The sequence below is a fragment of the Streptomyces sp. NBC_00454 genome, from assembly GCF_041434015.1.
Taxonomy (GTDB): Bacteria; Actinomycetota; Actinomycetes; order Streptomycetales; family Streptomycetaceae; genus Streptomyces.
This window is the reverse complement of sequence record NZ_CP107907.1, coordinates 1,119,561-1,144,793: the sequence shown is the minus strand read 5'-3', so window position 1 is coordinate 1,144,793 and position 25,233 is coordinate 1,119,561. Positions and strand designations below refer to the sequence as shown.

Below are 25,233 nucleotides of genomic sequence, written 5' to 3'. Positions count from 1 at the left end.
CTGCCGACCTCTTAGGACAAGCGAGAGTTTTTGTGGGTGACGGCGTAGCATCACTTACATGTTGAACCTGGAGCGACTGCGCACCCTCGACGCCCTCGCCCGCCACGGCTCGGTCAGCGGCGCCGCCGACGGGCTCCACGTCACCACTTCCGCCGTGTCCCAGCAGATGGCGAAGCTGGAGCGCGAGGTCGGCCAGCCGCTGCTGGCCAAGAGCGGGCGCGGGGTCCGGCTCACCGACGCGGGCCGGCTCCTGGCCGACCACGCGGCCCGGATCATCTCCCGGGTCGAGCTCGCCCAGGCCGACGTCGAGGCCCGGCGCGGCAGCGCCGTGGGCGAGCTGCGGATCGGCGCCTTCCCGACCGCCATGCGCGGCCTGCTGCCCCCGGTCCTGGCCGCCCTGCGCGTCGACCACCCCGAACTGCGCCCCCGCGTGAGGGAACAGGAGCCGGCGGAGGGCATGGCCGCGGTGGTGCGGGGCGACCTCGATCTGGCCCTGGCCATCGACTGGCACAACAAGCGGATGCCGGTGCCGGGGGAGCTCACCCGGACGCACCTGCTGGACGACTCCGTGGACATCGCGGTGCCGGCCGGCCATCCCCTCGCCGGCCGGGCGGAGGTCTCCCTCGCGGAGTTCCGCGAAGACGACTGGATCTCCTGGAGCGAGGGGCAGTTCTGCCACGAGTGGCTCGTCCACACCCTGCGCGGTACCGGTATCGAGCCCCGGATCGCGCACATCGCCGAGGAGCACCACACCCAGCTGGCCTTCGTCGAGGCCGGGCTCGGGGTGTGCGTGACCCCCCGGCTGGGGCGCGGGCCGGTGCCCGACGGGGTCCGGCTGCTGCCGGTGAGCGACACCGTACGCCGTCACGTGTACGCGGTCTGGCGGGCGGACGCCGACCGGCGGCCGTCGATCCGGGCCGCCGTCGAAGCCCTCCGGCAGACCGCCGGCTCTCTTTAGATCTTGCGGAAGTCCCAGGAGACGATCGACTCCGGGGTCAGCCGGATCCAGGCGTGCCGCCCGTCGTGCGGCATCTCCTCGATCCCGAAGTTCTTCACCGGGAAGATCCGTTCCGGCTCGGCGAGCTCCTCGCACGGCTCTCCCGTACGCGGGGCCTCGCCCACGAAGACGGCGTTGCCGGACAGCTCCACGCCGCGCAGTTCGTCGTAGGCCTCGCCCGAGTCCACGACCACCGAGATCCGGGGGTCCTTGCGCAGGTCGGACCAGCGCCGGCTGCGGGTGATCGAGTACAGCCACAACGAGGTGCCGTCCCAGGCGAACCAGAGCGCGCCCACGTGCGGGCGCCCGTCCGGGGAGACCGTGGCCACCCGGCAGGTGCGCTGTTCGCGCAGGAAGGCGTCCAGCTCCTCGCCGGTCATCATGATGCGGCGGCCGCGCCGCTGCGCCCTGTCCGGGTGGCTCCCGTCGGGGTGCGTCCTGTCCGCGTGGGCCCCGTCCGTGTGCGCCTCGTCCACCTGGTCCGTCACCTGGTCCGCCATCCGTTCCGCACCCCTTCACATCTGACTGTGTGTCAGGAATCATGCGGGCTCTTGCGTCGTCACGCCAGGGGGAGCCATGGCCGAACCAGATCCAGCCACCACCGCCTTGCTCACCGTCGAGTGCCAGAGCGGAGTCGTCGGCGAGGAGAGCGCCCTGCCGGAACTCGCCAAGGAGGCCCGGGACTCCGGAATGCTGGACCGGGTCGCCGCGCTGGTCGAGGCCGCGCGCGGGGCCGGGGTGCAGGTGCTGCACGCGGTCGCCGAACGGCGGCCGGACGGGCTCGCGGCCAATACCAACGCCCGGCTGTTCCGGGCCGCCGGAAGACTTCCGGTGCGCCAGCTGACCGGCAGTCCGGCCGTCGAGGTCGCCGCCCCCATCACGGTCGCCGAACAGGACCTGGTGGTGCGCCGACTGCACGGGCTCTCCCCGATGGCCGGGACCGACCTGGACGCGCTGCTGCGCAACCTCGGCATCCGCACCCTCGTCGTCACCGGAGTGTCCTCGAACATCGCGATCCCGAACACCGTCTTCGACGCGGTGAACCTCGGCTACCAGGTGGTCGTCCCCTCGGACGCCATCGCCGGGGTGCCCGCCGCCTGCACCGCCGAGGTGATCCGCAACTCCCTTTCCCTGGTGGCGACCATCACCACCGCCGAAGCGCTGATCGAACAGTGGCTGGCGGCCGGCAGCGAGTCGACCCGCTGACCGGGCTGACCTCGCTGACCCCGCTGTCCGGCTGACCCGCCGAGCCGCTGCTCGGGTCAGGTGCCGCTGCCTGCGCCGTCGCCGCCGGACGGGCGAATGTCGTTCAGACTGTCCACGATGATCACCGGCGGCGGAGGCGACGGCGTGGGCACCTGGATGAGCACGGGGATGTAGACGATCTTCCCGTGCCGGTACTCCGCCTTCAACGAAGTCCGGTAGCACACCACCCACTCCGGGCTGCTCCGCGTCGCGTAGCACCGGGGCACCGACGCCGAGGGCGCGGCCTGCGCACTCCGGGACGGGCCGGCCGCCCCGCTCGCCGGTGCGCCCCATGCGCCGAGTGCCATGCAGCAGCAGGCCGCAGTCGCAAGGCCGGTACGCCGAAGGGTTGCTCTCTTCATCCTCATCACCTGAGCTCGGACCGGAGGAGCCTGCGGGCGGCTTCGTGGCGGGTGTGGACGCCCAGTTTGGTCAGTACGGCGCCCACGTGATGTCCGGCGGTCTTGGGCGTGATGTAGAGGCGGGCGCCGATCTCGGCATCCGACAGGCCCTCGCCCAGCAGCTTCAGGACGTCCAGCTCCCGGTTGGTCAGCCCGTACGGATTGGCCCGGGTCGCCGCCCGCGGGCCCCGCCGGACCGGGCGGACACCGCGGGTACGCATCAGGGCGCGGGTGCGCACCACCGCAGACCGGGCACCGAGGGCCTCGAAGGCGGCCAGGGCCTGGTGCAGAGCGGGTACGTCGCCGGACAGGCGGGCCAGCGCGGCATCGTACGGGCAGCCGAGCCTGTCCCACAGTGCCGCGGCGCCGGCCCAGTCGCCGGCCAGCTCCAGCGCGTAGGGCCCGGCGGCCGGCACCGGCGGCGGGGTTCCTCCGGCGCGCCGGATCCAGCAGGCCAGGGGTCCGGACAGCCAGGGGTGGTCGCGCCCCTGCTCCCTCAGCGTGGCCAGGGCGCGCCCGGCCTCCGCCCGCACCAGTTCGTGGTCACCGACCAGCCAGGCCGCCTCGACCCCGGCCTCCCGGCCCAGGCCCGTGTCCAGCAGACAGCTCGGGTCGACCAGGCCCGCCGCCCGTTCCAGCAGCGGCCACACCCGGGCCTTGCCCTGCCGGGCCTGTCCGAGGCCCAGGACGGTCAGGGCCACGGACCGGGCGACGGGCGGGGAGCCGGGATGGGACAGCACGGCCTGCGCGGCATCGGCGGCCGGGACCCACAGGCCCCGGTTCAAGAGCCCCCAGCTTCCCCAGGCCCTCGTGCACAACAGGTAGGACAGCAGGTCGCGGTCCAGACAGTAGGACTCCGCCCGGCTCAGCGCCGCGGTGGTCCGCACGGCATCACGCTGCAGCGCGGTGAACCAGCAGGTGACGACCGCCAGGAGGCCCGCGTCCACCGGCAGATCCTGGGCCATGGCTTCGGCCAGCGCGTGTTCGCACTCCTCCCAGCCTTCCCCTTCGCACAGCATGCGGGCCGCCGCGGCATGGAACCTGGCCTGTACGAGTACGCCCGCATCGCCGAAGCGCTCGCCCAGCGCGATCGCCTTCCCGGCGTAGGCGGCGGTCGCCTCCACCCCCTCGTGCCCGTAGCAGGCCAACCGGCACAGGTTCAGGTACGCCCGGGCCAGCTCCCGGCTCGGCCCCAGCGCTTCGAGCGCCCGTACGGCCTCCAGGCCCGTGGCTCGGGCCTCGGCGGCCCGCCCGGCCGGCCACAGCCAGCCCGACAGCCAGCGCAGGTCGTCGCCCTCGTGCAGCCGGTCGCGCAGCGCACGGCGCAGCCTGAGGGCCGTACGCCCTGAAGCGATCCCCTCGTCCAGCCCGCCGGACAGGAGGCAGGCCCGCGCATGGCCCTCCAGCAGGGAGGCCGACTCGTCGGGTGGCAGGCGGCCGGCGTACGACAGTGCGCGGGCGTACTGGGCGGCAGCTTCCCGGTACGCCCCCGACGAGGAGGCGTGGGCGGCCGCCGCGGGCGCGTACTCCAGCACGGCCGTCGGATCCATGGCGCCCTCGGCGTGATCGGCGAGCAGCGCCAGATCGTTCGCGGCGATCGGAGCGGACCGCATCACCGCCAGCACCTGCCGGTGTACGCGCAGGCGGCTCGCGACGGGGACGGCATCGAGCACCGCGAGGCGAGTGAGCTCGTGGCGGAACTCGGTCACCTGCCCGTCGGTGCACACGATTCCGCAGGCCACGGCCTCATCGAGCGGTTCCTCCGGGGTCGGCAGGATGCGGGCCAGCAGCTGCAGCGACACCTGGCGCCCCAGAACGGCCAGTACGTCGACGACCGTCCGCGCGGGGGCCGAGAGGCCGGCCAGGCGACCGGCGACGGCCTCGCGCACCGTGGCCGGTACGGGCTCGGTGGGGGCGGCCAGGACCTCGGTCACGATGAACGGATTTCCGGCGGAGAGGTGGTAGAGCCGCTCGGCATCGACGGCGTGTCCGCCGGCGAGGCGGGCCACGGCCCGGCGGCTCAAGGGCGCCAGATCCTGGCGGTACACCCACGGATAGCCGGCCAGGGTGCCGAGGAGGCCGGTCAGATGGTGGGTGCGGCCGATCTCGTCGTCGCGGTACGTGACCACGACCAGGGCCGGAACGCTCGGCAGCCGCCGGACCAGATAGCGGAGCAGGTCCAGCGTGGCCTCGTCGGCCCAGTGGACGTCCTCCACCACCAGGAGGCCGGGACAGGTGCTCAGGTCCGCGAGCAGGCAGTCGAAGACCTCATCGGTACGGCAGGTGCCGGCCAGGGCCCCGGCCAGGGAAGTGCGTACCGTCGGGCCCAGCCGCGGGGCCAGGTCCATCAGGGGGCCGAGGGGGCGGGGCGTGGCCAGCGGGTCACAGGCGCCGATCAGGACCCGGATGTGGGGATCGGCCAGCTGTGCCAGACGCCGGATGACGGCGGTCTTGCCGATCCCGGCTTCGCCACGCAAAAGGACCAGACGTCCTGGGCCGCTCTCGGTCGCTTGCAGGTGACCGACGAGGGCCTGGAGCACGGCCTCTCGCTCTAGCAGGTCCATCACCAGCTAGTTTCCTCCCCCGGTAGGAGCCGCGCAAAAGATCCAGACCGAGTGGGAGGGGTCGGCGGCGGCGCCGGCGCTACGGGAGCCCATGGGGGATGTGGGGCGTGCCGGAGGGGAATTTGGGGTGAGCCGGGGTCGAATCTGGGGTGTTTGCCCGATGTGCCACCCGCTACCGCGGAGCATCCTGGCGAAAGAGTTCCAGAACCCGGGTCTGTCTGGTTCGCATGTCCCACCGGCCCCCGTGCAAGGCATGCCGTTTGGCATGCCGTCGAGCCCGCGCCTCCTGTGAATGACTCCGGCAGCGAATCCGGAGTCCGAGCGAGCGCCGCGGGTGATGGCCTGTGATGCCGAGGCTGGGGTGCGAACCGGCAGGGTTCATACGGAAAGGAATCGTCATGCTCAACAAGTTCGCAAAGCGTGCGGCGATGCTGACTGCATCGGCTGCTCTGGCCGTGGGGGGCGCTGCGGTGCCCTCATTCGCCTTTGCTGCAACGACGCCGACGGTCGCGCACGTGACGGTGCCGACTGACGACGGCGGGAACAATAACAACAATAACAACAACGGCGGCGGTGGAGGAAACAACAACAACAACAATAACAACAACGGGGGCAAGGGCGGGAACAACAACAATAACAACAATAACAACGGCGGCAAGGGCGGAGCCAACAACAATAACAACAACAATAACGGCGGCAAGGGCGGGGCCAACAACAATAACAACAACAATAACGGCGGCAAGGGCGGGGCCAACAACAATAACAACAACAATAACGGCGGCAAGGGCGGGGCCAACAACAATAACAACAACAATAACGGTGGAGGCGGAGCGAACAACAACAATAACAACAACAACGGAGGCGGCGGGGGAGCGAACAACAACAATAACAACAACAACGGAGGCGGCGGAGCCAACAACAACAATAACAACAATAACGGCGGAGGCGGAGCCAACAATAATAACAACAATAACAACAATAACAACGGTGGAGGCGGAGCCAACAACAACAATAACAATAACAACGGTGGCGGAGGCGGAGCGAACAACAACAATAACAACAACAACGGAGGCGGGGGAGCGAACAACAACAATAACAACAATAACGGCGGCAAGGGCGGAGCCAACAACAATAACAACAATAACAACGGTGGAGGCGGAGCCAACAACAACAATAACAACAACAATGGCGGTGGGGCTGCGAACAATAACAACAACAACAACTGAACGTCAAAATCCGGCGGCCGGTGTTCGAATTCACCAGGCCGCCGGATTGTCACGTGCGCGCCCTGTTGTGGGCGGATGGCAGAGGGTGGAGCCGGTTGGCCGGTGCCTGCACGTCCACGGCATGGGCCGACACAGGCGCTCGGGGCGGGAGGGGATCGTGTCGGCGTAGCCCGGTCCTGTGGCCCCGTGGTGGGGACTCCGCCTGCTGCGTTCAAGGGGCGGCGGTAGGGGCGGAAATCGCTTGCGAAGGGCAGGAGCTGACCCGGATGGGCGTCAGGCCCGCCATTGACGGGCTCGCGAGCCGAGCCCGCACTTGTGGCGATCTTTCCGCCGTGATTTCTGCGCTGCCCCACCCGTGGAAAGGGTCGGCGCACGCGACTTCTTCCGTGCCACCCTGCCGCTCCCTGCCGGGCCGGCACCCTTAATGCTGATTGCAGCTGATGTTCAGAGTGCCGACGTAGGTGTCGCCCAGTCCGAGGTGCTCAATCGGATAGCAGGTTTGAAGGTGGGAGCGTGTCGCGTCGTCGATAAGCGCTCGGACTCCTCCGGCACTTCGCATTTCGGCGTCGTCGTGAGCGTCGGTGGCCTTGTCTGTGGCGGCGCCGCCATTGTTATTGTTGTTGTTATTATTCGTCCCCTCGCCCCCGTTGTTGTTGTTATTGTTGTTGTTCGTCCCCCCGCCGGTGTTGTTGTTATTGTTGTTGTTGTTCACGCCTCCGCCGTTGTTGTTATTGTTGTTGTTCGTTCCTCCACCGGTGTTGTTGTTGGTGTTGTTGTTCTGGGTTTCGGTGTAGCTGTTACCCTCTCCGACCTGCACCGAGTATGAGGCTGGAACGAGTGCCGCCTTGCGCAGAAGCGAGGAGAGCCCAGAGTCTTCATCGTCGTGCGATTGAGTACTGCCTCCGCCGTTGTTGTTGTTATTGTTGTTGTTCACGCCTCCGCCGATGTTGTTGTTGGTGTTGATGTTCTGGGTGCCGATGTAGGTGTTTCCGTGTCCGACCTGGACCGGGGTTGAGGCCTGGGGGAGTGTTGTGCTGCCGAGGAACGAGAGGAAATCCCCGTCGTCTTGTGCCTGGGCTCCGCCGGCGCTGAGGAGTACCGCTGCCGTCGCGGCGGTGCTGATCGTGACAAGCCGCTTGGTGAGCTTCATTCGGCCAACCTTTCGTCGTCCCTGAAGTCCGGATCCTGAGTCTCAGTCGACAGGATGGCGACCAGAGGGATTGAACGATCATCAGGCACGCTGAAGTGCCGGCCTTTTCCCCCGGACAGCCCCCAGAGCCCCACTCGGCCGCCCGTCGCCTCACAGTCCTTGGAGATCGGGCAGCCCATTCGACGGGTCCGTCCTGCCCCGAGCCGTCGCCGAGGCCGAGCCGGAGTCCGGGTGCGTCCCGGACCGGACCGGTCCGGTCCGCGGGGCACCCTGTACGTCTTCTGCGACGAGACGGCCCGGTCCGCCTCGTCAGGACGAGGTCGCTGCCCGCCAGGAGAACGGGCCCTGGAACTGTGCTCGAGGAGGCACCGGTCGGGAGCCGCGGCGGCCTTCTCTCCCGGTGCCGTGATGGTCGGGCTGGACGGTGCGCGCGGGCGACGGCGCCGTCGATGGCCTCGTCGAGCGGGGCGTCGCGAGGGCGCGGTCGTCCGGGGGCTGAAAACGGGATCGGGTGATCGGCGGAGCCGAAGATGCGGGATGCCTGGTGCCGTGTCCGGAAAGGCTTGCCGGGTCGCGGCGTCCGGTGCGGTGCATCGCAAGGCGGAGGACCTCGGCCCGTGCTGGACGTACCGTCGCGGTGCGACAACGCGGCGAGGCGCGGTGCCGGGCGGCGCGGTGCCGGCAAGATCCGGAAGAGACGGCCTGGGCGGCCTGCTGCGCGTCCGCGAGTACCTCGCCGGATCAGGGGCGGGAGACCGTACTCGCGCGCCGATGTCCCCCAGGCGGCAGCCCGGGCCCGCGCCGAGGGGGACCGTAGGCTGCCGGGATGATCGCGCAGTCGCCCCCGCCGCTGACCCTGGAATCCGCAAGGGACCTTCAGAGCATGCTCCGAGCCGAGATCGGGCCCGGCCTCAGCGAGCGGGAACTCGACGCGGTCGAGGGGCGGTTCGGCTTCACCTTCTCGTCGGACCACCGGGTCTTTCTCGTTGCCGGGCTTCCGTGCGGGTCGCCGCAGTGGCCCGACTGGCGGAACGGCGACCCCGACGACCTGGCCGCCCGGCTCGCCCAACCGGTCGAGGGCGTGCTCTTCGACGTGGAGCGCAGCGGCTTCTGGCACCCCGCCTGGAGTCCGAGGCCCGCAGGGACATCCGAGGCGCTGCAGGTCGCGCGGTCCGAGTTGGCGGCCGCCCCGCGGCTGGTGCCCGTCTACGGCCACCGCTACCTGCCCGGCACCTCGGGGGAATGCGGCCACCCCGTACTGTCCGTCCACCAGACCGACGTCATCATCTACGGGAACGACCTCGCCGACTACATCCGGCGCGAGTTCACCGGCCGGGCGAGCCGCTTCCCTGCCCGTGCGACCGTCGGATTCTGGTCGTACTTCGTCCACGGCGGTCCCGGCACCGACGTCGCCATGCCGACCCCGCACACCCCCTACGCCGTCAGCGCGCAGGAGGCTGCCGAATACCTGCGGATGCTGGCACTGGAGCGCCTGATCGGCCGACGGCACCATCCGCACCAGCTGATCGAGGCGGGGCTCACGGCGCTGGCCCTCGACCTCGAGACGGAGTCGCTCGCGCTGCTCGCCGGTCTTTCGCGCACCGAGCAAGAGAACGCCGATGCGCTCTTCGACCAGGCATTGGCCGAGCTGGGCCTGACCGGGGACCTTCCCGCCGATGACACCGATCTCCCCTGGGAGACGGCACGCTGGGAACTCGTGCGCTGGTGGCTCCGGTTGATCGTGAACGGAAGTCTGGCACCCGGGGCCGGCGGTGATGTCATCACGTACGAGGGCTGGGACGCACTGGCCAGGCCCCGGTCGCTCCGGCCGCTGGTCGACACGGTCGATGCCTACAACGACCGGGCGGCGATCCGGCGCGGCACGCGCGAGCAGCTGGCCGGAGCGATCGTCGCGGAGGCCGAGCGCCTGCTCGCCGGTCCCTGGCCACCCCTGGACTGATCCGGTGCACTGATCCGGCTGCGCAGGCCGCGCAGAAGTACGGCGCGCAGTGCGTGGCCGTCCTCCACGACGAGGATGCGCCGCCCGGTCACCGTGCGGTGTCCCGCGTCAGCCGCAGGTACGCGCAGGCGGCCAGGGCCAGCCAGGCGGTGGCGAACAGCCAGCCGCCGAGCACGTCGCTGAACCAGTGCACGCCGAGGTGCACCCGGGTCAGGCCCACGGCCGCGCCCCAGAGGCCGATCAGGATGGCGGCGAGGCGGGGCAGGCGCGGGCCCCGCAGGAGGAGGGCGGCGATCAGGAGGCCCGCGGTCATCGCTCCGGTGGTGGCGTGGCCGGAGGGGAACGACCAGCCCGAGGCGTGCGTCGCCCAGTCGCCGAGCGCCGGTCGGGGGCGGGCGACCAGCATCATGACGGCGTACCGCAGGGCCTGGCCCGCGCCCAGGCAGAGGGCGAGTCCGGCGGCGGTGGTGACGCGCTGCCCGGGGGTGCGGCCCACGGACAGGCCCGCCGCGACGACCGCCGCGAAGGGGATGACACCGGTGCCGGTGGCGGTGATCGCCCGGGACAGTGCCACGGCGACGGCGGGCCGGTGGTCCAGGGACCACTGGTGCAGCGCCGCGTCGCCCGGCAGCGGCCCGGAGTGCGCGTGGAGCACCGCCACGGTCAACAGGGCGAAGGCGGCGGACGCGGCCAGGGCCGCCCAGCCGCACCGTCGGGCGGCCCCGGGGCGGGTCACCCGGCGGCCAGCAGGCGGCGCAGCGGGCCGTGCTCGAGGCGGATGGCGAGCGCGCTCTGCTTGCGGCGCACGGCCCAGGTGGCGAGGAGGGACACAAGGGCGCCGACGGCGAAGCCGATGAGGACGTCGTGGGGGTAGTGGACGCCCACCCAGACCCGGGAAGCCGCCATGGGGATCGCTGCCGCCAGGGCGATGAGGCCCAGCCGGCGTGATACGAGGAGCAGCGCGAAGGCCGCCGCGGAGGCGATGGCGGCGTGGTTGCTGGGGAAGGACCAGTCGCCGGGTGCGGGGCAGGCTTCGAGGGTGGCCGCGTGCAGCCGCCGGCAGGGCCGGTCCTCGCGGACGGCCAGTTTCAGCAGGGAGTCGACGCCGAAGGCGAGGACGGTGACCAGGGGGACCGCGAGGGCGGTGACCGCGGCCGGGGTCCCCGCGCGGCGGGCCTGCCACCAGGCGATGAGCATCAGCAGCACGAAGGCGCCCAGGCCGTAGGCCGACCAGCCGGCGATCAGGCCGTCGAGCCAGCCCGGGGCCCGGTGGGCGAGGTCGACGACGTCGAGGTAGGCGCGGCCGTCGATGGCCGCGCCGTCGTACGCGGTGTTCGTCAAGGGGCCTCGTTCCTCTCTCTGGTGGCGGTCGGGGGCAGCCGGACGGAACGCCCGGGCGACTACAATCACGTAGACGGTCTACTGAACTGTAGACGATCGGGGGGTGAGGGTGAGGTAATGGCCGAGGGGCCCGGCGGGCGCGGGCCGGGAGGCCGGGAGGCCGGGCGGGCGCTCGGCGAAAACCCTGGATCGCCACCGGTGTCCGCCCGTTAGCCTGGGAAAATGCTCACAGAAGTGATCGCGACCCGCTACGTCACGCCCCTGCGTGAGGGCGGCTCCCTGCCCGGGATCGTCGAGGCCGACGATCTCGGCACCTATGTCATGAAATTCACCGGAGCCGGCCAGGGGCGCAAGACCCTGGTCGCCGAGGTCATCTGCGGCCGGCTGGCCCAGCGGCTGGGGCTGCGCGTCCCGCGGCTGGTGCAGATGCAGCTCGACCCCGTGATCGGGCTCGGCGAGCCCGATCAGGAGGTTCAGGAGCTGCTCAAGGCCAGCGGCGGGCTGAACCTCGGAATGGACTACCTCCCCGGCTCGATCGGCTTCGATCCGCTCGCCTACCAGGTGGACCCGGTCGAGGCGGGGCGCGTCGTCTGGTTCGACGCCCTGATCAACAACGTCGACCGGTCCTGGCGCAATCCGAACATGCTGGTCTGGCACGGGGACCCGTGGCTCATCGACCACGGCGCCACCATGATCTGGCACCACAACTGGCCCACCGCCGAGAGCGCCGCCGCCAAGCCGTACAACGCCTCCGACCACGTGCTGGCCCCGGCCGGTCCGGACATCGCGGCGGCCGCCGCCGCGCTCGCCCCCCTCGTCACGAGGGAGCTGCTCACCGAGGTCGCGGCCGACGTGCCCGACGAGTGGCTGGTCGACGAGCCCGGCTTCGACTCCACCGACGCGCTGCGCCGCGCCTACGTGGACGTGCTGCTGCCGCGCGCGGCCACGATCCACGAGAGGATCTCGATGGAGGCCGAGGTGAAGCCCCGGTCGGGCCCTCCCGGCTGGCTCGCCGACCGCCTCGACCCCCGTCCCCGGAAGAACAAGAGCGACAACGAGTGACCAAGCGGGACGTGTTCGAGTACGCGCTGGTGCGCGTGGTGCCCCGGATGGAGCGCGGCGAGTGTTTCAACGCCGGCGTGATCGTCTACTGCCGGGCGCACTCCTACGTGGCTGCGCGCACCCACCTCGACGAGGCCAAGCTCCTCGCCCTGGACCCGAAGGCCGACGTGGCCGGGATCCGGGCCGCACTGCGCGGGGTCGAGGGCGTGTGCGCGGGCGGAGAGTCCGCCGGTCAGGCCGGGAGTGACGACGCGGGCCGCCGGTTCCGCTGGCTGATCGCGCCGCGCAGCACGGTCGTGCAGCCGGGCCCCGTACACACGGGGCTCACGGCCGACCCCGCCGCCGAGGTGGAGCGGCTGCTGGGCCTCCTGGTCCGGTAGTCACCGGCTCGGGCCCCCGCCCGCTGCGCGGGTGCGGCGCCGTGGCGGGGGCTCTGCCTCCGAGCCCCCGCGCGTCAAACGCCGGCGGGGCTGCAAGTGGTCGGCGTTGACACCGGGTGCCAGGGCTCCTAGCGTCTCCTCAGCTGAAGCTACTAAGCGGTTGCTCACCCATGGGGAGCCGCTTTCCTAGGGCGAGGAGATCCAGCATGTCCACCACCGAGCAGCGCGTCGCGATCGTGACCGGGGCGGCCCGGGGCATCGGCGCGGCCACCGCCGTGCGCCTGGCCGCCGAAGGACGGGCGGTCGCCGTACTCGACCTTGACGAGGTGGCCTGCAAGGACACCGTGGAGGCGATCACGGCGGCCGGCGGCACGGCCGTCGCGATCGGCTGCGACGTCTCCGACAGCGCGCAGGTGGAGGCGGCCGTCGAGCGCGTGGTGACCCTGCTCGGCGCCCCGACCATCCTGGTCAACAACGCGGGCGTGCTGCGGGACAACCTGCTCTTCAAGATGAGCGAAAACGACTGGGACACCGTCATGAACGTGCACCTGCGCGGTGCGTTCCTGATGTCGAAGGCCTGTCAGAAGCACATGGTGGCCGCCAAGTTCGGCCGCATCGTGAGCCTCTCCAGCAGCTCGGCGCTCGGCAACCGGGGCCAGGCCAACTACTCGGCGGCCAAGGCCGGCCTGCAGGGCTTCACCAAGACCCTGGCCATCGAGCTCGGCAAGTTCGGCATCACCGCGAACGCCGTCGCCCCCGGCTTCATCGTCACCGAGATGACCGCCCACACGGCCGCCCGGGTCGGCATGGACTTCGAGGACTTCCAGGCCGCGGCCGCCACCCAGATCCCTGTGCAGCGCGTCGGGCGCCCGGACGACGTGGCCAACGCGATCGCCTTCTTCACGGGCGAGGCCGCCGGCTTCGTCTCCGGCCAGGTCATGTACGTGGCCGGCGGCCCGCTCAGCTGACGAGGGGCGGGACCGACCGGATGAGCGACGAAGGGGCAGGCGGCGCAATGAACAGTGGAACGGACAGCGGCAAGGTGGCGCTGATCACCGGCGCGAGCCGCGGCATCGGCTACGGCATCGCCGAGGCGCTGGTGGCACGCGGGGACCGGCTCTGCATCACCGGGCGCAACGAGGAGGCCCTCAAGGAGGCCGTCGAGCGGCTCGGCGCGGACCGGGTGATCGGAGTCGCGGGGAAGGCGCACGACGAGGCCCACCAGGCCGTCGCCGTGGAGCGCGCGATGGAGGCCTTCGGCCGCGTCGACTTCCTGATCAACAACGCGGGAACCAATCCGGTCTTCGGACCGATCGCGGACCTGGACCTCGGGGTCGCCCGCAAGGTCTTCGAGACCAACGTGATCTCGGCGCTCGGCTTCGCCCAGCGCACCTGGCACGCCTGGCAGAAGGAGAACGGCGGGGCGATCGTGAACATCGCCTCGATCGCCGGGGTCTCGGCCTCGCCCTTCATCGGGGCGTACGGGATGAGCAAGGCCGCCATGATCAACCTGACCCTGCAGCTCGCCCACGAGATGGCGCCGGGTGTCCGGGTCAACGCGATCGCGCCCGCCGTGGTGAAGACGAAGTTCGCGCAGGCGCTCTACGAGGGCCGGGAGCAGGAGGCCGCGGCGGCCTACCCGCTGGGCCGGCTCGGGGTCCCGGAGGACATCGGGGGGGCCGCCGCGTTCCTTACATCTGCACAAGCGGAATGGATCACCGGGCAAACTCTGGTCGTTGACGGGGGAATGTTCCTCAATGCCGGAGTGCACTGACCGATAGTCGGACGCATTTGCCTCCCAAGAGGAGGCAAATGCGTACCGAATACCCACTAACTCGGTCAAGTGCCTCACGAAACCTGCCCATTGGATTTGTGAGGCACTGCGGTAGGGTCTGCCGCACCCCTGGCTGATCGAGGAGCGTGCACGTGTTCAACCGGACCAGATGCCTGCAGATCACTGCGGCCCTTGCGTCCATATCCCTGCTCTCCGGATGCAGCCTGTTTTCGGACAGTAGCGGCGACGGCGCGAAGCGGATTGTCGTGGGAACCACGAGCGCACCCAGCACACTCGATCCGGCCGCGGCCTGGGACGGCTCCTGGGAGCTGTACCGGAACGTCTACCAGACGCTGCTGGCCTTCCCCACGGGTGCCACCAAGCCCCAGCCCGACGCGGCCCAGAGCTGCGACTTCACGGACTCCGGGAACGAGTCGTACCGCTGCGTCCTGAAGAAGGGCCTGAAGTTCTCCGACGGCGAGACGCTCGACGCCAAGGCCGTCAAGCACTCCCTCGACCGGATCATGACCATCGACGCCCCGGCCGGCCCCAAGGCCCTCTTCGGCAGCCTGGACAAGATCGAGACGCCGGACGCGCAGACGGTGGTCTTCCACCTGAAGACCCCCGACGCCACCTTCCCCTTCGTACTCGGCTCGCCGGCCGCCTCGCTGGTCGCGCCGAAGGAGTACCCGGCCGACAAGCTCCGCGACGACGGCAAGGTCACCGGCTCCGGCCCGTACACCCTGGAGTCCTACAAGGAGGCCTCCGAGGCCGTCCTGAACAGCAACGGCAGCTACACCGGCTTCGCCAACCGCCGCAACGACGGCGTGACGATCCGCTACTTCGCGGACTCCAAGAAGATGATCGCCGCGCTCAGGGGCAAGGAGATCGACGCGACCTACCGGGGCCTCTCCGCCCAGGAGGTCAAGGACCTGCAGAGCCCGGAAGCGCACAACGAGGGCGTCCAGGTCGTCGAGAACGTCGGCTCGGAGATCCGCTACCTGGTCTTCAACCCGAGGGACCCGCAGGTCGCCAAGCTCCCGGTGCGCCAGGCCATCGCCCAGATCGTCGACCGCGGAGCACTGGTCTCCAAGGTCTACCAGGGCACCGCCGAACCGCTGTACTCGATGGTCCCCAAGGGGGTCGTCGGCCACAAGACGCCGTTCTACGACAAGTACGGCCAGGCCGACGTGGCGAAGGCCAAGAACATCCTCAAGACCGCCGGGATCACCCAGCCGGTGGACCTGACCTTCTGGTACACCACCGACCGCTACGGCGCCTCCACGGCGGAGGAGTTCACCGAGCTCAAGCGCCAGCTGGAGGAGAGCGGCCTCTTCAAGATCACCCTGCGCGGCCAGCCCTGGAAGGCCTTCCAGGAGGGCTACAAGAAGGGCGACTACCCGGTGTTCGGCCGCGGCTGGTTCCCCGACTTCCCGGACCCGGACAACTTCATCGCACCGTTCGTCGGCAAGGACAACGCGGTCGGCACCCCGTACGACGCCCCCGTGATCACGGGCGAGCTGCTCCCCAAGTCCCGCCGCGAGAGCGACCGGTCGGCCGGAGTCCACGAGTTCGAGCAGGCCCAGCAGATCTTCGCCGACGACGTCCGGCTCCTGCCGCTGTGGCAGGGCAAGCTGTACGTGGTCGCGCGCGACGACATCGCGGGCGCCGAGCGGGCGCTCGACCCGCAGACCGTCATGCAGGTGTGGGAGCTGTACCGCAAGACCAGCTGGTAGCCGCCGCGGCGGTCGGGTGGGGCGTTGTCAGTGGCCCCCGGTAGGTTCTTGAGCAGTCGCGCGAAGCAGTTGCGCGAGGTGAAGACGCGAAGTCTTGAAGAACGTGTACCGGAGGTTGTCGCCGTGACCCAGATGCTGCCCGAGTCCTGGCTCCCCGTCCTCGGCGGGGAGCTGGACCAGCCCTACTTCAAAGAGCTCCTGGAGTTCGTAGAGAAGGAGCGGGCGAACGGGCCGGTCTACCCGCCCCGCGAGCAGGTCTTCGCGGCCCTGGAGGCCACCCCCTTCGACCAGGTGAAGGTACTGGTCCTCGGCCAGGACCCCTACCACGGCGCGGGCCAGGGCCACGGGCTCTGCTTCTCCGTGCAGCCCGGTGTGAAGACCCCGCCCTCGCTGCGCAACATCTACAAGGAGATGAACGCCGAGCTGGGCACCCCCATCCCGGACAACGGCTACCTGATGCCGTGGGCCCAGCAGGGCGTCCTGCTCCTCAACGCGGTGCTCACCGTCCGCGAGGCCGAGCCCAACTCCCACAAGGCCAAGGGCTGGGAGAAGTTCACCGACGCGGTGATCCGCGCGGTGGCCGAGCGCCCCGACCCGGCCGTCTTCGTCCTCTGGGGGGCGTACGCGCAGAAGAAGCTCCCGCTGATCGACGAGGAGCGGCACGCGGTCGTCAAGGGGGCCCACCCGTCCCCGCTGTCCGCCAAGAAGTTCTTCGGCTCGCGCCCGTTCACGCAGATCAACGAGGCCGTCGCCGCGCAGGGGCATGCGCCGATCGACTGGCGGATCCCGGACCTGGGCTGATGCCCGACCGCGCCTAGGCCCCATTGCCGGTGCCTCCGGCTAGCGTCTTGATGATCAGACCGGAGCAGGTCTGGCAGAGCTAGCCGGAGGCCGCGTTGACGGAGCAGCAGGAGGCGTCCGAGGACGCCGTCATGACCAGGATCGGCCAGGCGGTCATCCTGCTGCACGCAGGTGACCGCGAGGAGGCCCGCAACCGGCTCGGCGAGATCTGGTCCGAGATCGGCGAACAGGGCGACTCCCTGCACCGCTGCACGCTCGCCCACTACATGGCCGACGCCCAGGACGACCCCGCCGAGGAACTGGCCTGGGACCTGCGCGCCCTGACCGCCGCCGACGGGCCCGTTCCCCCGCCGGCCGTCCGGGTCTTCTACCCCTCGCTGCACCTGAACCTGGCCGCCGACTACGTCAAGCTGCGGCGGCCCGAAACGGCCCGGATCCACCTGGCGCGGGCCCGCGCCGCCACCGGCGCGCTGGCCGACGACGGGTACGGGAACGGCGTACGGGCCGCCATCGCCCGACTGGAGCGGCGGCTCGCGGCGGAACCGGGCGACGGGCCCCGGCCGTTCCCGGAACAGCATCCGCAATAGGGGTCGCGCGGGGGTCAGCCGCCGTGGACGCCCGCGCAGATACGGGCCTCCGGGCTGTCCGGATGCCAGCGCCCGTGCCGGCGGCCCAGCGCGCACACATCGGCCGGGCGCACCGGCAGCTCGCCCACCAGCTCGCGCGGCGCCTCGGCCTCCCCCGACCGGGGGCGGTGCGGATGGTGGCCGCCGGGACGCCCGTCGCCCTCGCCCCGGCCCGGCTTGCCCGCCTGTTCGCCGGGCTTGCGGGGCTCGGGGATGTCCGGGACCGGAGGGGCGGCTCCGCCCCCGGAGGCCGTCTCCCGCGCCGCAGCCGCGGTGTCCGGGCCCGCCGCCGGACCGCCGGAGCGCGGGGCGGACTGCCGGCCGACTGCCGGGGACGGCCCGGCCGACTGCCCCGGCACTGCCTTGAGGGCCTCCAGAGCGGGTGCCTGGATGACCACCGGCGCGGCTCCGGGCCCCCCTCGCGGCTCGTACCGGGGCGCCGCCCCCGGGGTGCTGGGGGCTGCGGCCGGCTGCATGGAAGCCGGGGTCACGTTCACGCAGCCGGAGACGGCCGAGACCGCACAGGCGACTCCGAGCAGCAGTTTTGTCGTGGTTCGGGTTGGATGCACTCGCGCAACTCTGGTGTGCGAGGACCCCGTTGCGAAAACCCGCAGCCGATATTCACCCCGCATGGGCTACGGCCGTCCGCCCGTTGACACGGGGCTCCGTCCGCCCGCCACCCCTGTGCTACTCGCCGGTGGCTCCGTCGATGTGCTCCCGGAGCAGGTCGGCGTGGCCGTTGTGGCGCGCGTACTCCTCGATCATGTGGGTGTAGACCCAGCGCAGGCTGAACACCTCGCCGCGGTGATGGCTCGCGGCCGACGAGGCGAAGTCCAGCGAACGCCCGGCGGCGGCCTGCCGGGACAGCTCCACCTCGGTCTGCCACACCTGCTCCGCCTCGGCCCAGGTGTCCTTCTCGGTGAAGTTGAAGTCCCCGTCCCGGTTCTCCTCGGTGCTGTACAGCTCGGGAAGGTCCTCACCCAGCATGATCTCCCGGAACCAGTACCGCTCCACTTCCGCCATGTGCCGCACGAGCCCCAGAAGACTCATCGAGGACGGCAGGAGCGGGGTCGTGCGCAGCTGCTCCTCCGACAGCGCCTCGCACTTCCAGGCAAGGGTGGAACGGTGGTAGTCGAGCCAGCCGTCGAGCATGTCGCGCTCGTTGGCCGTGGTCGCGGGTTCGGTGCGCTGTGATCCGTTGCTGAGAGTCATGGGCCCCATCCTGGTCGAACACGCTCGGGGTCACCACCGATTAGGCTGCGTACTTTCCACAAGGAACGAACCTGGAGGCTCCCGGTGAAGGTCGGCTGTATCGGACTCGGCGACATCGCGCAGAAGGCGTACCTGCCCGTCCTCACCACGCGTCCAGGGCTCGAACTGCACCTGCAGACCCGGACTCCGGCCACCCTGGAGCGGGTCGGCGCCCACCACCACCTCCCGACCGGACAGCTGCACACCGACCTCGACTCGCTGCTCGCGCAGAAGCTCGACGCGGCCTTCGTGCACGCTCCGACCGCCGTCCACCCCGAGATCGTGGAGCGGTTGCTGGAGGCGGGCGTGCCGACGTACGTGGACAAGCCGCTCGCCTACGAGCTCGCGGACTCCAGGCGCCTGGTCGAACTGGCCGAGGAGCGCGGGGTGTCGCTCGCCGTGGGCTTCAACCGCCGTCACGCGCCCGGCTACGCGCAGTGCGCCGACCACCCGCGCGAGCTGATCGTCATGCAGAAGAACCGGGTCGGCCTGCCCGAGGACGTACGGACCTTCGTCCTGGACGACTTCATCCACGTCGTCGACACCCTGCGCTTCCTGCTGCCCGGCGAGGCCGACCACGTGGACGTGAGGGCCGTGGTGCGCGAGGGGCTGATGAGCCAGGTGGTGCTCCAGATGTCGGGGGCCGGTTTCACCGCGCTCGGCATCATGAACCGGCTCTCCGGTTCCACCGAGGAGGTGCTGGAGGTCTCCGGACAGGACACCAAGCGCCAGGTCGTCAACCTCGCGGAGATCATCGACCACAAGGGGCAGCCCACCGTGCGGCGGCGCGGGGACTGGGTGCCGGTCGCCCGTCAGCGCGGCATCGAGCAGGTCGTGGACGCCTTCCTGGAGGCCGTGGAGACGGGCACGACCCTGAGCGCGCGCGACGCGCTGCTCACCCACGAACTGTGCGAGCGGGTGGTGAGCTCGGCTCTGGAGCAGGCCTCCTGAACGGGTTCCACGCCGGGTTCCCGACCGCTTTCCCCACCGGCTTCCCCGAGGGCGTCCCGACGCGCAGCGAGCGGGCGCCAGCGGCCGCGGCGTAGAGCGCCAGGGCGGCCAGCGCCGCGCCCACCGGCCAGTCCCCGAAGCGGACGTAGAGGGTGGTGCCCCGGGCGAGCGGGACCTCGTACACCGTGGCCGTGCTCGCCGAGGTGGGCAGCGGCGGTCCGATCGGTTCGCCGGAGGGGCCGCTCACCCCGCTGATGCCGGTCAGGGTGGCGTGGACCATGGGCCGGCCGGTCTCGGCGGCGCGCAGCGCGGTCAGTGAGGCGTGCTGGGCCGGGGCCCAGCCGTCCTGGAACGTGGACGTGGCCGACTGGTCGATCAGCAGGGTGGCGCCGTCGCGGGCCAGGCTGCGGGTCATGTCGGGGAACGCCGACTCGAAGCAGACCAGCGGTCCGAGGCGGACGTCCGGCCGGCCGGGCAGGTCCATCACGACCTGGGTGCTGCCCGGGACCCGGTTCTCGGTGGCCGCCTTGCCCACCGAGGTGGCCCAGCCCAGCAGCGCCCGGGCGGGTACGTACTCGCCGAAGGGCACCAGGCGCATCTTGTCGTACCGGTCGCCCGTGGGGCCCCCGGGCCCCACGAGGACCGCCGATTTGCGGATCCCCGGCCGGTCGGCGGCACGCGCGTCGACATTGACCAGCAGCGGAGCCCCGACCTGCGCCGACAGGGCGGCCAGCCGCCGGGCGAGGTCCGGGCGGGCCGTCAGATCCTCGCCCACGCTGCTCTCACCCCACACCACGAGGTCCGGATGCTGCCCCGCCAGGGTCCGGGTGAGCTGCTCCCCGAGGGCGAACCGCCGCTCCGGGCCGCCCGGTCCGTCCGCCACCGGGCCCGGCTGCACGATGGCCACGCGCAGCGCTCCCGAGGCCTCCGGGCGGGGCACCCACAGCCACACCACCCCCGTCAGCACGGCGCACCCCGTCACCCCCGCCACCGCGGGTATCCGTGCCCCGGGCACCGCGAGCAGCAGCACCAGGGCGCAGTTCACCGCCACCACCAGCAGGCCGACCAGCCACACCCCGCCCACCGAAGCCAGCCGCAGCGCCGGCGGCACCTGCCACTGACTGGCTCCGAGCAGCCCCCACGGCCCGCCCAGCCCCTGCCAGGACCGCGCCAGCTCCGACAGCAGCCAGCCCGCCGGTACGAGGACCAGCGCGGCCGTGGCCCGGCCCCCGCCCGGGGTCCCGCCGAGCAACTCCCGCACCAGCAGCGCCCAGGGGATCCAGAGCACGCCCAGCAGCGCGGCCAGCGCGAACAGGAACACGTGCAGGCTGGGCAGCAGCCAGTGGTGGACCGCGAAGATGAACCCGGCTCCGCCGAGCCAGCCCTCCAGGGCGGCCCGCCGCCCGGTGGGGGCCGACCTCAGCAGCAGCATCCAGGGCACGAGGGCGACGTAGGCGAACCACCAGAGCGCGGGGGCGGGGAAGGCGAGACAGGGCAGCGCCCCGGCCGCGACGGCCGCCGCGGCACGCCACCACCCCACCCGCTTCGAGACCTTCAGCACCATGAGGGGCCTCCGTTTCCAGTGTGGAACAGCCCTGCGGTTCCGGCCCGGCCTGCCCGCCTGCCGGCCTGCCCGCCGGACCCGAGGGCCGGTCAGAAGGCCATGTGGCGCCACTTCTCGTGGACGGTGACCCGCGAGAACCGCCAGCCGTCGCGGGCGGTGCGCGCGACGGAGAAGGTGTAGCGGCCCGCGGCGACGAAGTTGGGCGCGGTGACGGTGCCGTCGAACTCGTCGCCGGCCAGCCGCATCGGATTGAGGAAGTCGGCCCGGACCTCCGCCGTGTCACCGGGGGAGCCGCCCAGGTCCGCCACCCGGATCAGCCGGTTGACGATGAGGTGCTGACGCACCGGGAAGAGCCGCATCGTCTCCTCGAGCCAGTCCGCCACCTCCCCGGCCGGGCCCTCGACCCCGCCGGCCGAGACGTAGTCGGCCCGCCCGCCCGGGGCGAACAGGGCGCGGTAGGCGCCCCAGTCCCCGTCGTCCACGGCCACCGCGTAGCCCGTGACCAGTTCGTCGATCGCCAGCCGGTCCATCACGGTCGCAAGGTCCACACGCTGCGTCATCGGGCAAGTGTGGAGGTGCGGGGCGCGGAGGCCAAGAGGCGTGCGCGGCCGGGATCCGCCCCGCCGCGGATCAGTGGCCGGAATGTGCCTCCCGTGGGCGGACCACGACGAGGAACGCGTCGCTGGCCAGATCCATCACCACCTCGGCCGGCACGCCCTCGCGCGTGCGCTGCGCCGCGTACTCCTCGGCCGGCCAACTTCCCCTCGGACTGCCGGCCGGAAACCGTTCCAGCACCACTCGACCCATGGGACACCCCCTGCTGCTTGCCTTCAGGTCTCTCCAGGCACAACGACGCGGAGGCCGCCCGGGAACGTTCCCGGGCGGCCTCCGATTCACGCGAAGCAGTGAGCAGAGCCGGTTCTAGCCCGCGGACTCTCCGGCGTGGGGGCTGAGCACACCCATGCCGATCAGGGCGAACAGCACGATGCCCAGCAGGATCCGGTAGATCACGAAGGGCATGAAGCTCTTGCTGGAGATGAACTTCATGAACCACGCGATCACCGCGTAGCCGACGACGAAGGCGATGACCGTCGCGAAGATCGTCTGCCCCCACGCGATGTGACCGGGGTCCTCGATCACGTCCTTGATCTCGAACAGGCCCGAGGCCAGCACGGCCGGGATGGCGAGGAGGAAGGAATAACGGGCCGCGGCCTCACGGGTGAAGCCCAGCAGCAGACCGCCGGAGAGCGTCGCGCCGGAGCGGGAGACACCCGGGATCAGGGCCATCGCCTGGCAGAGACCGAAGATCAGACCGTCCTTGACGCCCAGTTCCTTCAGGGTCTTGCGCTCCCGGACGGCGCGGTGGCGGCCGCCCTCCTCGTCGCGGGCGGCCAGCCGGTCGGCGGCGCCGAGCACGATGCCCATCACGATGAGGGTGGTGGCGATCAGCCGCAGATCGCGGAACGGGCCCTCGATCTGGTCCTTGAAGACGAGCCCGAGCACACCGATCGGGATCGAGCCGACGATCACCAGCCAGCCCATCTTGGCGTCCTGGTCGGAGCGCAGCGCCTTGGTGTACAGCGAGCGGAACCAGGTGGAGACGATCCGCGCGATGTCCTTGCGGAAGTAGATCAGCACGGCGGCCTCGGTGCCGATCTGCGTGATGGCGGTGAAGGCCGCTCCCGGATCGGTCCACCCGGCGAACGCCGCGGTCAGCCGGAGGTGGGCGCTGGAGGAGATCGGGAGGAACTCCGTAAGTCCTTGGACGAGACCGAGGATGAGGGATTCGATCCAGTTCATGTCGGGGTGTGCTCGTCCTTGTGATCGTCGGGCAGTTCGGGTCCGATGCTAGGGCCCGTGCGGTACGGCCGTGACCACAGGGGGGTGGTTGGCCGTCAGTTCGCGTGCCGGTACGGCGCTTCGCGCGCTCTCGCGCACGGGCGCGAGGTGGTGCCGTTTGCGCCACGCGACGATCCCGGCGCCCACCCCGGAGACGGCGATGAAGCCGAACGAGGCGAGGAACGCGGGGGAGCCGGGAGAGGAAGCGGTGGCCCCCGCGACCACGTACGCGGCGGTGTTGGGGACCACGCCGATCGCCGTGGCGAGGAGGAAGGGACCCCAGCCGCAGCGGGACATCGCGGCCGCATAGTTGGCCGCAGCGAAGGGCAGGCCGGGGAAGATCCGCACCGCCAGCATCGAACGGAAGCCGTGCCGGGCCAGCTGGTCGTCGGCCGCCTGCAGCCAGCGGCCGCGGATCAGCGGCCGCAGGGCCTCGCGGCCCATCATCCGGCCGAGGCCGAAGGAGATCCCGGCGCCGATCACCGAGCCGGCGACCGCCGCGAGCAGGCCGAACTGGGATCCGAAAAGGGCGCCCGAAGCGAGATTGAGCAGCGGGCGCGGCACCAGGGCGGCCGTGCACACCCCGTACGCCGCCGCGAAGAGGAGCACCGCCGCGCCCACCGGGAGACCCGGGGGCCAGCCCTCCGAGAGCAGCCGCTGGGGCTCGTACAGCACCACGCAGACGCCGGCGGCCAGGAGCAGCACGGCGAGCAGCGAGAGCCGGGTCCACGGCGCGAGGAGGAGGGACATTCCGGGAGACTAACCGACCCCCGTGACCCCGCGCCGTAATCCGGGTCTCATGCGGACGAACGACCGGCGGCGTCCGGGGGCGTCCGGCGGCGTCCGGCGGCGAATAACCATTCGACGGGCCGGGGCCGGTCCGGCAGGATCGGCTGCATGAACCGGTACGCCTTCCCCGCAGCGCCGTCCGCAGTCGCGGACGCGCCGGAGGCTGCCGTCCTCGCAGAGGCATTTGCTCCCGCCGCATTCGACGGCGCACGAAGCTGACCCTTCCCGGATCGTCCGGCGGACCCCACAGGGGGAGGGTCGGTTCGCTTCGGGGGTCCCGTATTTCCAGCTTCGGATCACACGGGAAGACATCATGGCCAAGACGGCCTTCGTGCGCACCAAGCCGCACCTGAACATCGGCACCATGGGTCACGTCGACCACGGGAAGACGACGCTGACCGCCGCCATCACCAAGGTCCTCGCCGAGCGCGGCGGCGCCTCCTTCGTGCCCTTCGACCGCATCGACCGGGCTCCCGAGGAGGCCCGGCGCGGGATCACCATCAACCTCACGCACGTCGAGTACGAGACGGACACCCGGCACTACGCGCACGTGGACATGCCCGGCCACGCCGACTACGTCAAGAACATGGTCACCGGCGCGGCCCAGCTCGACGGGGCGATCCTCGTGGTCTCCGCGCTCGACGGGGTCATGCCGCAGACCGCCGAGCACGTGCTCCTCGCCCGGCAGGTCGGCGTCGACCACATCGTGGTCGCGCTGAACAAGGCCGACGCGGGGGACCCCGAGCTCACCGACCTGGTCGAGCTGGAGGTCCGCGAGCTGCTCACCGCCAACGGTTACGGCGGGGACAGCGCCCCGGTCGTACGGGTCTCCGGGCTCGGGGCGCTGGAGGGCGACCCGCGCTGGACCTCGGCGATCGAGGCCCTGCTCGACGCCGTGGACACGTACGTGCCGATGCCGGTGCGGTACACGGACGCGCCGTTCCTGATGCCGGTGGAGAACGTCCTCACCATCACCGGGCGCGGCACCGTGGTCACCGGAGCCGTCGAGCGCGGCACCGTCCGCATGGGCGACCGCGTCGCCCTGCTCGGCGGCGACGGCGAGCCCGTCGAGTCCGTGGTCACGGGGCTGGAGACCTTCGGGAAGCCGATGGAGTCCGCCGAGGCAGGGGACAACGTCGCGCTGCTGCTGCGCGGGGTGCCCCGCGACGCGGTGCGCCGAGGGCACGTGGTGGCCGCGCCCGGCAGCGTCGTACCCACCCGGCGGTTCACCGCGCGGGTCTACGTCCTGTCCGCCCGGGAGGGCGGCCGCACCACGGCGGTGGCCTCCGGCTACCGGCCGCAGTTCTACATCCGCACCGCCGACGTGGTGGGCGACGTGGACCTGGGCGAGGCGGGCACGGCACGGCCGGGGGAGACGGTCACCATGACCGTCGAGCTCGGGCGGGACGTCCCGCTCGAGAGCGGGCTCGGCTTCGCGATCCGCGAGGGCGGGCGCACGGTCGGCGCGGGGACGGTGACCGCGGTCGGATAACCGACGGGCGGTGCCCGTGGTGGTGGCGGTGGTCGGCTTGCGCCAGACTGCCGTCACCACTGGCATGCGGGGAGGGAGCGGTTC

Annotated in this window: 26 protein-coding genes; 13 read left to right on the top strand and 13 right to left on the bottom strand. The window is 71.0% G+C overall.

Annotated features, from left to right (window positions below):
- Positions 1-58 precede the first annotated feature (58 nt).
- Entirely contained in the window at positions 59-958 is a 900-nt protein-coding gene (locus OHU74_RS05305) for a LysR substrate-binding domain-containing protein (RefSeq protein WP_371614829.1), read from the top strand.
- On the opposite strand, the gene OHU74_RS05300 is transcribed toward OHU74_RS05305, so the two are convergent.
- Positions 955-1,380 carry a pyridoxamine 5'-phosphate oxidase family protein gene (locus OHU74_RS05300; RefSeq protein WP_371619574.1) on the bottom strand — a complete coding sequence of 142 codons (426 nt, stop codon included), beginning with the start codon at positions 1,378-1,380 and terminating at the stop codon, positions 955-957. The genes OHU74_RS05305 and OHU74_RS05300 overlap by 4 nt on opposite strands.
- Positions 1,381-1,573: 193 nt before the next feature.
- On the opposite strand from OHU74_RS05300, the gene OHU74_RS05295 reads away from it, so the two are divergent.
- Positions 1,574-2,203, top strand: coding sequence for a cysteine hydrolase (locus tag OHU74_RS05295; protein ID WP_371614828.1), 630 nt, complete (start codon positions 1,574-1,576; stop codon positions 2,201-2,203).
- A 56-nt stretch (positions 2,204-2,259) separates the two neighbouring features.
- On the opposite strand, the gene OHU74_RS05290 is transcribed toward OHU74_RS05295, so the two are convergent.
- Both OHU74_RS05290 and OHU74_RS05285 read right to left on the bottom strand, forming a co-directional pair.
- Positions 2,260-2,550: a hypothetical protein gene (locus tag OHU74_RS05290; protein WP_371614827.1), complete on the bottom strand. Its 291-nt coding sequence runs from the start codon at positions 2,548-2,550 to the stop codon at positions 2,260-2,262.
- A gap of 59 nt (positions 2,551-2,609) precedes the next feature.
- Positions 2,610-5,207, bottom strand: a complete 2,598-nt coding sequence (locus tag OHU74_RS05285; RefSeq protein WP_371619573.1) for an AAA family ATPase — start codon at positions 5,205-5,207, stop codon at positions 2,610-2,612.
- Between the two features lie 515 nt (positions 5,208-5,722).
- Here OHU74_RS05285 and OHU74_RS05280 point away from each other — a divergent pair.
- A complete protein-coding gene (locus OHU74_RS05280; protein WP_371614826.1) occupies positions 5,723-6,433 on the top strand; it encodes a hypothetical protein in 711 nt (236 codons plus the stop codon).
- Positions 6,434-6,854: 421 nt separating this feature from the next.
- Here OHU74_RS05280 and OHU74_RS05275 read toward each other — a convergent pair whose 3' ends face one another.
- Positions 6,855-7,583, bottom strand: coding sequence for a hypothetical protein (locus tag OHU74_RS05275; RefSeq protein WP_371614825.1), 729 nt, complete (start codon positions 7,581-7,583; stop codon positions 6,855-6,857).
- 826 nt (positions 7,584-8,409) lie between these two features.
- Between OHU74_RS05275 and OHU74_RS05270 the strand changes: the two genes are divergently transcribed.
- Complete coding sequence (locus OHU74_RS05270; protein WP_371614824.1) at positions 8,410-9,543, top strand: hypothetical protein; 1,134 nt, start codon at positions 8,410-8,412, stop codon at positions 9,541-9,543.
- A gap of 88 nt (positions 9,544-9,631) precedes the next feature.
- On the opposite strand, the gene OHU74_RS05265 is transcribed toward OHU74_RS05270, so the two are convergent.
- Both OHU74_RS05265 and OHU74_RS05260 read right to left on the bottom strand, forming a co-directional pair.
- Positions 9,632-10,279: a phosphatase PAP2 family protein gene (locus OHU74_RS05265; protein ID WP_371614823.1), complete on the bottom strand. Its 648-nt coding sequence runs from the start codon at positions 10,277-10,279 to the stop codon at positions 9,632-9,634.
- Positions 10,276-10,884, bottom strand: a complete 609-nt coding sequence (locus OHU74_RS05260) for a phosphatase PAP2 family protein (RefSeq protein ID WP_371614822.1) — start codon at positions 10,882-10,884, stop codon at positions 10,276-10,278. The genes OHU74_RS05265 and OHU74_RS05260 overlap by 4 nt, the downstream gene beginning before the upstream one ends.
- Before the next feature lie 222 nt (positions 10,885-11,106).
- Between OHU74_RS05260 and OHU74_RS05255 the strand changes: the two genes are divergently transcribed.
- From OHU74_RS05255 to OHU74_RS05225, 7 genes are all read left to right on the top strand, one after another.
- A complete protein-coding gene (locus tag OHU74_RS05255; protein WP_330295231.1) occupies positions 11,107-11,946 on the top strand; it encodes a HipA family kinase in 840 nt (279 codons plus the stop codon).
- Positions 11,943-12,326 carry a DUF3037 domain-containing protein gene (locus tag OHU74_RS05250; RefSeq protein WP_371614821.1) on the top strand — a complete coding sequence of 128 codons (384 nt, stop codon included), beginning with the start codon at positions 11,943-11,945 and terminating at the stop codon, positions 12,324-12,326. The genes OHU74_RS05255 and OHU74_RS05250 overlap by 4 nt, the downstream gene beginning before the upstream one ends.
- A gap of 206 nt (positions 12,327-12,532) precedes the next feature.
- On the top strand, positions 12,533-13,294 hold the full coding sequence (gene fabG / locus OHU74_RS05245) for a 3-oxoacyl-ACP reductase FabG (RefSeq protein ID WP_371614820.1): 762 nt from the start codon (positions 12,533-12,535) through the stop codon (positions 13,292-13,294).
- Positions 13,295-13,341: 47 nt separating this feature from the next.
- On the top strand, positions 13,342-14,100 hold the full coding sequence (locus OHU74_RS05240) for an SDR family oxidoreductase (protein ID WP_371614819.1): 759 nt from the start codon (positions 13,342-13,344) through the stop codon (positions 14,098-14,100).
- A 152-nt stretch (positions 14,101-14,252) separates the two neighbouring features.
- Positions 14,253-15,836 carry an ABC transporter substrate-binding protein gene (locus OHU74_RS05235; RefSeq protein ID WP_371614818.1) on the top strand — a complete coding sequence of 528 codons (1,584 nt, stop codon included), beginning with the start codon at positions 14,253-14,255 and terminating at the stop codon, positions 15,834-15,836.
- Between the two features lie 132 nt (positions 15,837-15,968).
- Complete coding sequence (locus OHU74_RS05230; RefSeq protein WP_371619572.1) at positions 15,969-16,637, top strand: uracil-DNA glycosylase; 669 nt, start codon at positions 15,969-15,971, stop codon at positions 16,635-16,637.
- Positions 16,638-16,732: 95 nt separating this feature from the next.
- Complete coding sequence (locus OHU74_RS05225) at positions 16,733-17,224, top strand: hypothetical protein (protein WP_371614817.1); 492 nt, start codon at positions 16,733-16,735, stop codon at positions 17,222-17,224.
- A gap of 14 nt (positions 17,225-17,238) precedes the next feature.
- On the opposite strand, the gene OHU74_RS05220 is transcribed toward OHU74_RS05225, so the two are convergent.
- Positions 17,239-17,832, bottom strand: a complete 594-nt coding sequence (locus OHU74_RS05220; RefSeq protein WP_371614816.1) for a hypothetical protein — start codon at positions 17,830-17,832, stop codon at positions 17,239-17,241.
- Positions 17,833-17,950: 118 nt separating this feature from the next.
- Positions 17,951-18,475: a DinB family protein gene (locus OHU74_RS05215; RefSeq protein ID WP_371614815.1), complete on the bottom strand. Its 525-nt coding sequence runs from the start codon at positions 18,473-18,475 to the stop codon at positions 17,951-17,953.
- Positions 18,476-18,559: 84 nt separating this feature from the next.
- Here OHU74_RS05215 and OHU74_RS05210 point away from each other — a divergent pair, with 84 nt between their 5' ends.
- Positions 18,560-19,465 carry a Gfo/Idh/MocA family protein gene (locus OHU74_RS05210; RefSeq protein ID WP_371614814.1) on the top strand — a complete coding sequence of 302 codons (906 nt, stop codon included), beginning with the start codon at positions 18,560-18,562 and terminating at the stop codon, positions 19,463-19,465.
- On the opposite strand, the gene lnt is transcribed toward OHU74_RS05210, so the two are convergent.
- From lnt to OHU74_RS05185, 5 genes are all read right to left on the bottom strand, one after another.
- Entirely contained in the window at positions 19,410-21,029 is a 1,620-nt protein-coding gene (gene lnt, locus OHU74_RS05205) for an apolipoprotein N-acyltransferase (protein WP_371614813.1), read from the bottom strand. The two genes, OHU74_RS05210 and lnt, sit on opposite strands and share 56 nt — an antisense overlap.
- A gap of 89 nt (positions 21,030-21,118) precedes the next feature.
- Positions 21,119-21,589, bottom strand: a complete 471-nt coding sequence (locus OHU74_RS05200; protein ID WP_371614812.1) for a nuclear transport factor 2 family protein — start codon at positions 21,587-21,589, stop codon at positions 21,119-21,121.
- Positions 21,590-21,659: 70 nt separating this feature from the next.
- Complete coding sequence (locus OHU74_RS05195) at positions 21,660-21,836, bottom strand: hypothetical protein (protein WP_371614811.1); 177 nt, start codon at positions 21,834-21,836, stop codon at positions 21,660-21,662.
- A 114-nt stretch (positions 21,837-21,950) separates the two neighbouring features.
- Entirely contained in the window at positions 21,951-22,829 is an 879-nt protein-coding gene (locus tag OHU74_RS05190) for an undecaprenyl-diphosphate phosphatase (RefSeq protein ID WP_371614810.1), read from the bottom strand.
- Positions 22,830-22,877: 48 nt separating this feature from the next.
- Complete coding sequence (locus OHU74_RS05185) at positions 22,878-23,618, bottom strand: TVP38/TMEM64 family protein (protein WP_371614809.1); 741 nt, start codon at positions 23,616-23,618, stop codon at positions 22,878-22,880.
- 352 nt (positions 23,619-23,970) lie between these two features.
- Between OHU74_RS05185 and tuf the strand changes: the two genes are divergently transcribed.
- Entirely contained in the window at positions 23,971-25,149 is a 1,179-nt protein-coding gene (tuf, locus tag OHU74_RS05180) for an elongation factor Tu (RefSeq protein WP_371614808.1), read from the top strand.
- Positions 25,150-25,233 lie beyond the last annotated feature (84 nt).

Excerpts from the sequence above, each read along its gene's own strand:
- OHU74_RS05215 (WP_371614815.1), bottom strand. The coding sequence starts at position 18,475 with ATGACTCTCAGCAACGGATCACAGCGCACCGAACCCGCGACCACGGCC.
- OHU74_RS05270 (WP_371614824.1), top strand. The coding sequence starts at position 8,410 with ATGATCGCGCAGTCGCCCCCGCCGCTGACCCTGGAATCCGCAAGGGAC.
- OHU74_RS05275 (WP_371614825.1), bottom strand. The coding sequence starts at position 7,583 with ATGAAGCTCACCAAGCGGCTTGTCACGATCAGCACCGCCGCGACGGCA.
- OHU74_RS05290 (WP_371614827.1), bottom strand. The coding sequence starts at position 2,550 with ATGGCACTCGGCGCATGGGGCGCACCGGCGAGCGGGGCGGCCGGCCCG.
- fabG (WP_371614820.1), top strand. The coding sequence starts at position 12,533 with ATGTCCACCACCGAGCAGCGCGTCGCGATCGTGACCGGGGCGGCCCGG.
- OHU74_RS05230 (WP_371619572.1), top strand. The coding sequence starts at position 15,969 with ATGCTGCCCGAGTCCTGGCTCCCCGTCCTCGGCGGGGAGCTGGACCAG.
- OHU74_RS05255 (WP_330295231.1), top strand. The coding sequence starts at position 11,107 with ATGCTCACAGAAGTGATCGCGACCCGCTACGTCACGCCCCTGCGTGAG.
- OHU74_RS05195 (WP_371614811.1), bottom strand. The coding sequence starts at position 21,836 with ATGGGTCGAGTGGTGCTGGAACGGTTTCCGGCCGGCAGTCCGAGGGGA.
- OHU74_RS05200 (WP_371614812.1), bottom strand. The coding sequence starts at position 21,589 with ATGACGCAGCGTGTGGACCTTGCGACCGTGATGGACCGGCTGGCGATC.
- OHU74_RS05185 (WP_371614809.1), bottom strand. The coding sequence starts at position 23,618 with ATGTCCCTCCTCCTCGCGCCGTGGACCCGGCTCTCGCTGCTCGCCGTG.
- OHU74_RS05305 (WP_371614829.1), top strand. The coding sequence starts at position 59 with ATGTTGAACCTGGAGCGACTGCGCACCCTCGACGCCCTCGCCCGCCAC.
- OHU74_RS05190 (WP_371614810.1), bottom strand. The coding sequence starts at position 22,829 with ATGAACTGGATCGAATCCCTCATCCTCGGTCTCGTCCAAGGACTTACG.
- OHU74_RS05285 (WP_371619573.1), bottom strand. The coding sequence starts at position 5,207 with ATGGACCTGCTAGAGCGAGAGGCCGTGCTCCAGGCCCTCGTCGGTCAC.
- OHU74_RS05295 (WP_371614828.1), top strand. The coding sequence starts at position 1,574 with ATGGCCGAACCAGATCCAGCCACCACCGCCTTGCTCACCGTCGAGTGC.
- lnt (WP_371614813.1), bottom strand. The coding sequence starts at position 21,029 with ATGGTGCTGAAGGTCTCGAAGCGGGTGGGGTGGTGGCGTGCCGCGGCG.
- tuf (WP_371614808.1), top strand. The coding sequence starts at position 23,971 with ATGGCCAAGACGGCCTTCGTGCGCACCAAGCCGCACCTGAACATCGGC.
- OHU74_RS05300 (WP_371619574.1), bottom strand. The coding sequence starts at position 1,380 with ATGATGACCGGCGAGGAGCTGGACGCCTTCCTGCGCGAACAGCGCACC.
- OHU74_RS05240 (WP_371614819.1), top strand. The coding sequence starts at position 13,342 with ATGAACAGTGGAACGGACAGCGGCAAGGTGGCGCTGATCACCGGCGCG.